We start from the raw sequence: 6,952 nt of genomic DNA, 5'->3' as shown, positions 1-6,952 counted from the left end.
TGGCAAATACACGCTGTTCGCCGAAGGCTGCCGTGGTCACATCGGCAAGCAGTTGATCAAGCGCTTCAACCTGGACAGCGAGGCCGACGCCCAGCACTACGGCATCGGCCTGAAGGAAATCTGGGAAATCGACCCGGCCAAGCATCAACCCGGCCTGGTGGTGCACACCGCTGGCTGGCCGCTGGACATCATGGGCACCGAGAACACCGGCGGCTCCTTCCTCTATCACCTGGAAAACAACCAGGTGGTGGTCGGCCTGATTATCGACCTGTCCTACAGCAACACCTTCCTGTCGCCGTTCGACGAGTTCCAGCGCCTCAAGCATCACCCGGTGCTCAAGCAGTACCTGGAAGGCGGCAAGCGCGTCAGCTACGGCGCCCGTGCCATCTGCAAGGGCGGCCTGAATTCGTTGCCGAAAATGGTCTTCAAGGGCGGCGCGCTGATCGGTTGCGACCTCGGCACCCTGAACTTCGCCAAGATCAAGGGCAGCCACACCGCCATGAAATCCGGCATGCTCGCCGCCGAGGCCGTGGCCGATCGCTTGTTCGCCGAGTCCGAAGGCGGTGATGAACTGACCGCCTACGTCGACAATTTCAAGAACAGTTGGCTGTACGAAGAACTGTTCGCCAGCCGCAACTTCGGCGCGGCGATCCACAAGTACGGTGCGATCATCGGCGGTGGTTTCAACTGGCTCGACCAGAACCTCTTCGGCGGCAAAATACCGTTCACCCTGCACGACAACAAGCCGGACTATGCCTGCCTCAAGCTGGCCGCCGATTGCAAGAAAATCGACTACCCGAAACCGGACGGCAAGCTCAGCTTCGACAAACTCAGCTCGGTGTTCATCTCCGGTACCAACCATGAAGAAGAACAACCCTGCCACCTGAAGCTGACCGACCCGAGCATCCCGATCGGCAAGAACCTGCCGTTGTACGACGAACCGGCCCAGCGCTACTGCCCGGCTGGCGTGTACGAAGTGGTGACCAAGGAAGACGGCGAGAAGCGCTTCCAGATCAACGCCCAGAACTGTGTGCACTGCAAGACCTGTGACATCAAGGATCCGGCGCAGAACATCACCTGGGTCTCACCGGAAGGTGCCGGTGGGCCGACTTACCCGAACATGTAAACGCGCAAACCGGAGGTCGATACACTCGGCTCTCCGGCAGGCGGTCAGCGCGTCGATGCAGAGGCAGCCTGGCCTGCTGCAACTGCCTTAAGCTTCTCGAACTGCTTAATGACCGCCAAGCTGTCCGCAATGGCTTCCGCGAATTTGGGACGAGAAGCGATACGCAGGACATAGCGTGTCGTCTTGGGATGATCGATCAGCCACCCGTCGCTATGTGCCAGGTAGAGCGGAAAGCACAGCATAAAGTCGGCGCCGGTGGGTTCGGGCCCCACCACATACCCCTCGTCACCCAGTGCATCCTCAAGCATCTGTAGATATTCAATGGCCCGCTTCTTAGCGTCCAGCCCCACCTTGGGCACTCGCTCTTTCAATCCCGCCGGAAAGGGCATGCAGTGATCCCAGTATATCCGCTGATAAATGGCGAACAGCGATTCGGACCAATACATCCATTGATCAACCAACGCGGCTTCGTTGGTACCGTCCGCATAACTGAAACGGCCCTGGCCGTACTTGCGCAACAAGTAATTGATGATGGCGCCGGACTCGGTTAAAGCAAAACCGTCATCCACAATCAACGGCAATGAGCCCATAGGGCTGATTTTGCGAAATGCCGGTTGATGACGGTCATCGTTATAAAAGCTCATTTCGATCAGATTATAGTCAACCCCCAACTCGGCAAGCAGCCAAGTGATGCGAAAGGTCCGTGTGGTGGGCGCGTGGTAAACGTCGAGCATCTTCTGTTCCCCTGCAAATGAATTAAACCGTGCCTGTATCGACTTGGTCACACACCAGCATCAACGTCGACGCCCGATCGAGGAACTTCAGTTCGTCCTCCACCAGAATAGGGTTGATGTCCGGATCATTGAAAATCCTCGACATCTCCTGAACCGCCAGGGCATCCCTCAAATACATTTCGGTGATGACATCGTACTCACTGGTGATCGGTGAAGTACCAGCGTCTTGGGACTGGTTGCTGGGATTAAGTACGGCCTGCAGGGGATAGTTGCGAACATAGCGTTCCAACAGGTGACCGATGTACTTCTGCGCCAGTTTCACATGGCTGCCTTCGTAATGCTCGCGAAACGCCTGCGGGCTGATGCCGTCCTTGCGCTTGAGCATGAAAATGAGCTTGACCATGACATCTCCGGATTGCGTGAGTTAAACGGGCCGTCGAAACCCGCTGAATAGTCACTTAGGGGAAAGAAAGACCGCCGTTGACGCTGATGACGCTTCCCGACACTTGATCGGAATCGCTGCTGGCAAAATACAGCGCGGTCTTGGCGATGTCGGACGGCACATTCATGCCGAAGGGCGTCTGCGCTTCGATTTTTGCAAAGGCCTTGGACAGGACATGGTCCTTGCCATACAGCTGGGCATAGTTATGGATCGGGGTATCCTTGGTAAGAGTCGTGGCAATGCAGTTCACCCGTATACCCTTGCGTGCCAATTCCTTGCCAACTGCCCGGGTGAAGTACATCAGGCCGGCTGCGGCCGTGCCCACCAGTGTCTCGCTGGGTGTCGGCGTGCGTCCGGCATCGGACGTCACGAACACCACCTTCCCGTAACCCTGTTTTGCCATGGGCTGCACCACCGCATGCAGGCAATTCATCCGGGAGATCAACTGCCCGTTGAGCATTCGCGCATACTCTGTGGTTGGCATCTCTTCGAACAGGTCAGGCTTGCCACCACCGGGGGAGCCGCTTACAACCAGGATATCCAGCCGGCCGAAGCGGGCGACGATACGCTCCACCACGGCCACCATGCTTGCGGGGTCGTTCATGTCGCCCGGTTCCCAGGCGACCTGAAGGCCTTCGGCGGTGAGCCGGGTCACCACCGCCGGCGGTTCTTCTCGCGGTCGGCTGTTGACAATGACCTGGGCGCCCTGGCGGGCAAACTCACTGGAAATCGCTTCGCCTAGCGATTGACTGCCACCGATGACCAACGCCACTTTATCTTTGAGCCGCATCATCTTTCCCCTTTGAATAATCAACCAGAACCGCGTGGCCCGACGGAAGCAGCGCCACCGGATATCAGATGGTCCGTGCAATGATTTCCTTCATGATTTCCGAGGTACCGCCATAGATCCTGGCGACGCGCGCATCGACCCATGCCCTGCTCACGCGGTATTCACTCATGAACCCATAACCGCCGTGCAGTTGCAGGAACTCGTCCAACACCTTGTTTTGCAGTTCCGACCCCAGCAATTTCGCCATGGCTGCCATATCTGACGACAAGGTGTCGGCCATGGACAGTGCCAGGCAATGGTCGACGAAAACCCGGAGCATGGTGATTTGCGCCTTGGCTTCCGCGAGCTTGAATCTCGAGTTCTGGAAATCGAACACTGGTTGGTTGAAAACCTTGCGCTCACGGGTGTAAGCAACGGTTTCGTCAAACATGGCCTCAAGGCATGCCGTCGCTCGAATGGCGATAATCAGGCGTTCCCAGGCCAACTGATGACTCAGGTACTTGAAACCTTCATTTTCTTCGCCTAATCGATTGGCGACGGGGACGCTGACCTGGTCGAAGAATAGCTCGGCCGTGTCCTGGCCTCGAAGGCCGATTTTGGCGAGCTTCTTGCCCTTGCTGAAGCCGACCCGATCACTCTCCACGCACAGCAGCGTCAAGCGTTTATCGTTCGGGTCGAGTTTAGTCGCCGTCACGGCGAGATCGGCGTTGATGCCGTTAGTGATGAAGGTCTTGGCACCGTGCACAACATAGTGGTCGCCTTCACGCTTGGCACTGGTACGCATGGCTCGCAGATCGGAACCCATTCCGGGCTCCGACATGGCGATCACTGCAATCAGTTCTCCGCTGGCCATGGGCGGCAACCAACGTTGTTTCTGCTCTTCGGTGCCATACGTCAGCACATAATGAGCAACGATTTCCGAGTGAGTGGTAAATCCCACGGCGGTGGCATTCACCCTGGCCAGTTCTTCGATCATGACGGCCGAATGCCCACGATCACCACCACCGCCGCCATAGATCTCGGGAATGCCCACGCAAAGCAACCCCTCCTGCCCTGCCCGCCGCCATATTTCACGCGGAACCACCCCCTGCTCTTCCCAGGCATCATGGTGAGGTACGATTTCACGTTCGATAAAGCGCCGCACCTGCTCACGGAAAATATGATGGTCGTCGCGAAAGATAGTACGCATGTCAATTACCTGTTGAGTTCGGCTTGTGCTTCAGTCGGGCTTCAGGGGGTGACCTGAATCACCATGGAGCCTTTCAGGTGCTCACCCAGGTTGTTTTTCCCCACGAGCGTGTAAGCCCGTTCGGTTGTCACCGGGTGCTCCGTTCGTTGCCCTGAAAGATGAAGGACATCACCAGGGCAGCACGGCACGCCGAGGCGCAAGGACAGTCGCGTCAACAACCCATGTGGCTCGCACACGGCTGAATAGCGAAAGGCCAATGCTGCCGACGTGGCAATGTTCATGATGATGTCGGGAAGCCCCTGCTCGCGGGCCAGATCGCGATCATGGTGAACCCGCTCGAAGTCATTGCCGACCAACGCACCGGCGACGATAAGTGTTGTGTCGACATTTATCGCCAGCTCGCCGGGCATGTCTGTGTCGGGTGAACGAGTGACGCGATCCGCCGTCGGCGCTCCTTGCAACGGACGGAAGTAGAAACACCGGATCTTCAACTCGCCGAGATTGTTACCATCCTGGTCGAACCACTCGTGGAACTCAGTGGCGAAGTAGCCCGTACCAAGCGGTGTGTCTTTGCGCGATGAGATCGAATCAAGAGAGACGTGGGTAGTGATGAGATCGCCTACATGTGCCAGTCGGAAGGATTTCAGATCGTAGTTGGTCGCCACGATCGCGCTGTAGCCGGCTTCGGTAAACACCCGGCGCAGTGAACGATTGACCCCGTGCTCATGCTGCTGTAACTCGAGCACTGTCCATAGCTGCAGCATGGCAGGCGGTGCGACGGCTGCGCCGTAGCCACGCTCGATGGCTATTTGTGGCTGGGTGAAGAGCGGGTCGGTGATGCCCATGACGTGGCACCAGTTCCGAATTGCCCAGGCGCTAACCGATGTGCTGGCAGTCACCCGGACCGGATTTACGCTGCTCGCCAGTTTCTCAATGATGAGCGTTTCCTCGGTTACATCGTTCATATGGCGTCCGCTTGAGTAAAGAGTCTGAACTGTCGCTGTGCAGCTGAAAATAAACGTCAGATACCCGCCGCTTTCGGTGGGCGAGTGTTTTCCAGCTGATACCAGGTGGTTGCGGTGATCCCCTCCTCGCGCAGCAGGTATTTCTTGACCCTGCCACTTTGAGTACGCGGCAAGCTGGCGCGGAACTCAATGAATCGCGGCACCGCGAATTTCGGCAGGTTTTCGCCCGCCCAACGCCACAGTTCCTCTTCGCTGAGCAACGCCTCGCTGCGCAGCACCAACGTGATCTTCAACTCATCCTCGGAGACTTCCGACTTGATCGCATGAGCGGCCACTTCGGCGATATCCGGGTGAGCAAGGAAGGCTTGCTCTACCTCGAAGCTGGAAATGTTTTCACCGCCCCGACGAAGACAGTCTTTCTTCCGATCCGCGAAGAAGAAGTAACCCTGTTCGTCGAACGAACCCAGGTCGCCAGTGTGGAACCATAGGTTCTCCGTGCAGGCGGCCGTGGCTTGCGGATTGCGCCAATAGCCGGTGAACATGATGTCGGGCTTGTTGGGGCGTACGACCACTTCACCGACCGTACCGGGCGCACATTCATGACCATGCTCATCCAGAATCCGCACGTCGAACGCCTCGCACTTGCGCCCGGAAGCCCCCTCGGGAATGTTCGGATCGTCCACCACGGTGATCGTCAACAAACAGGCTTCCGTCAAGCCGTAGCCCAGCGGCACGACATATTGCAGCCCGAAGAGCTCCTTCCACTGGGCAATCAACGTACCGGTGAGGGGAACCCCGTAGACGGCGCGTAACCGGCCACGGCAGCGCTCCGATACTTCGGTTCGCCCACCTGCCGGAATCAACGTCAACATCACACTCAGCAGCAAGGCGATGCTTGCCCTGCTCTGCTCGATCTGCTCCCAGAAGCGGGATGCGGAAAAACGTGGCGCCACCGCAGCCGTCGAACCGGTGTAGAGCGCACTCAACACCACACCGAACGCCGCCGCACAGTGGAACAAGGGGCACGGGGACCAATGGACATCGTCTTTGTCCAATTTCAGTGAAGACGCGACTTGCGATGCGAAATGACACGCGTAGTTGTGGGTGATCATGCAGCCCTTGGAGGGCCCGGTCGTGCCAGAGGTGTAGACCAGCATCGCCAGGTCGCCGGGTTGACTGCGCGAATCGTTCGCCAAGGGAGCGTCGGCCCGAGCCTCCTCGAACGGCAGCACACGCAAGCGACCTGCGCCTTCGCCTAAGTTGCCCCTGACCAGCAGCGTCGTGGCCTCGGGCAAACCGGTCTCGATCGACAGGATCCGTTGCGCATAATGCTCTTCTGCAACCAGCAGGTTTGCCCCGGCGTCTGCCAGTTGGTGGCGCAGGAACTCGCCCTTCATATCGACGTTGATGGGTACGAACACAGCGTCGAGCTGGTTGACGGCAAACCAGAGGAAGACGAAATCACTGCTGTTGTCCATCAGCACGCACACACGGTCTCCCGGAGCGACGCCCAACGTGCGCAAGCCACCGGCCAGCCGACCGACCTGATGTCGGGTCTGTGCGAAGGTGAATAGCTCACCACTGAAATCCAGGTAGGTCGAATCTGGCCACTGAGTTGCCGCTTGCGCCAGTAGTGCCGGGAGACTGCGTTGCTCGTGGACGCTCCACGCTGTCATGGTTCACACCTCTTTTATTATTGTTTCTCT

The 6,952-nt window shown here is 58.1% G+C and carries 7 protein-coding genes; 1 reads left to right on the top strand and 6 read right to left on the bottom strand.

Translation table 11 applies throughout. The features are described 5' to 3' along the window. The coding region (locus tag BLU85_RS06560) for an electron transfer flavoprotein-ubiquinone oxidoreductase (protein ID WP_092290004.1) at positions 1–1,126 on the top strand (1,126 nt) is incomplete at its 5' end. Between the two features lie 44 nt (positions 1,127–1,170). Here BLU85_RS06560 and BLU85_RS06555 read toward each other — a convergent pair. The 6 genes from BLU85_RS06555 to BLU85_RS06530 form a co-directional block, all read right to left on the bottom strand. Further along, positions 1,171–1,860: a glutathione S-transferase family protein gene (locus BLU85_RS06555; protein ID WP_092198571.1), complete on the bottom strand. Its 690-nt coding sequence runs from the start codon at positions 1,858–1,860 to the stop codon at positions 1,171–1,173. 22 nt (positions 1,861–1,882) lie between these two features. Further along, on the bottom strand, positions 1,883–2,263 hold the full coding sequence (locus BLU85_RS06550; protein ID WP_092198574.1) for an EthD domain-containing protein: 381 nt from the start codon (positions 2,261–2,263) through the stop codon (positions 1,883–1,885). 55 nt (positions 2,264–2,318) lie between these two features. Beyond that, positions 2,319–3,095: an SDR family NAD(P)-dependent oxidoreductase gene (locus tag BLU85_RS06545; protein WP_092198577.1), complete on the bottom strand. Its 777-nt coding sequence runs from the start codon at positions 3,093–3,095 to the stop codon at positions 2,319–2,321. A gap of 61 nt (positions 3,096–3,156) precedes the next feature. Further along, a complete protein-coding gene (locus tag BLU85_RS06540; RefSeq protein WP_092198580.1) occupies positions 3,157–4,281 on the bottom strand; it encodes an acyl-CoA dehydrogenase family protein in 1,125 nt (374 codons plus the stop codon). Positions 4,282–4,322: 41 nt separating this feature from the next. Next, a complete protein-coding gene (locus BLU85_RS06535; protein WP_092198583.1) occupies positions 4,323–5,246 on the bottom strand; it encodes an FAS1-like dehydratase domain-containing protein in 924 nt (307 codons plus the stop codon). Positions 5,247–5,302: 56 nt separating this feature from the next. Continuing rightward, a complete protein-coding gene (locus tag BLU85_RS06530; protein ID WP_092198586.1) occupies positions 5,303–6,922 on the bottom strand; it encodes an AMP-binding protein in 1,620 nt (539 codons plus the stop codon). Positions 6,923–6,952: the final 30 nt, after the last annotated feature.

The organism is Pseudomonas sp. NFACC14 (assembly GCF_900106885.1).
Classification (GTDB): domain Bacteria; phylum Pseudomonadota; class Gammaproteobacteria; order Pseudomonadales; family Pseudomonadaceae; genus Aquipseudomonas; species Aquipseudomonas fluorescens_AA.
This window is presented reverse-complemented; position numbering and strand designations above follow the sequence as displayed.

Bases quoted from the DNA above. Each gene is read 5' to 3' on its own strand.
- BLU85_RS06545 (WP_092198577.1), bottom strand. From the start codon at position 3,095: ATGATGCGGCTCAAAGATAAAGTGGCGTTGGTCATCGGTGGCAGTCAA.
- BLU85_RS06550 (WP_092198574.1), bottom strand. From the start codon at position 2,263: ATGGTCAAGCTCATTTTCATGCTCAAGCGCAAGGACGGCATCAGCCCG.
- BLU85_RS06540 (WP_092198580.1), bottom strand. From the start codon at position 4,281: ATGCGTACTATCTTTCGCGACGACCATCATATTTTCCGTGAGCAGGTG.
- BLU85_RS06535 (WP_092198583.1), bottom strand. From the start codon at position 5,246: ATGAACGATGTAACCGAGGAAACGCTCATCATTGAGAAACTGGCGAGC.
- BLU85_RS06530 (WP_092198586.1), bottom strand. From the start codon at position 6,922: ATGACAGCGTGGAGCGTCCACGAGCAACGCAGTCTCCCGGCACTACTG.
- BLU85_RS06555 (WP_092198571.1), bottom strand. From the start codon at position 1,860: ATGCTCGACGTTTACCACGCGCCCACCACACGGACCTTTCGCATCACT.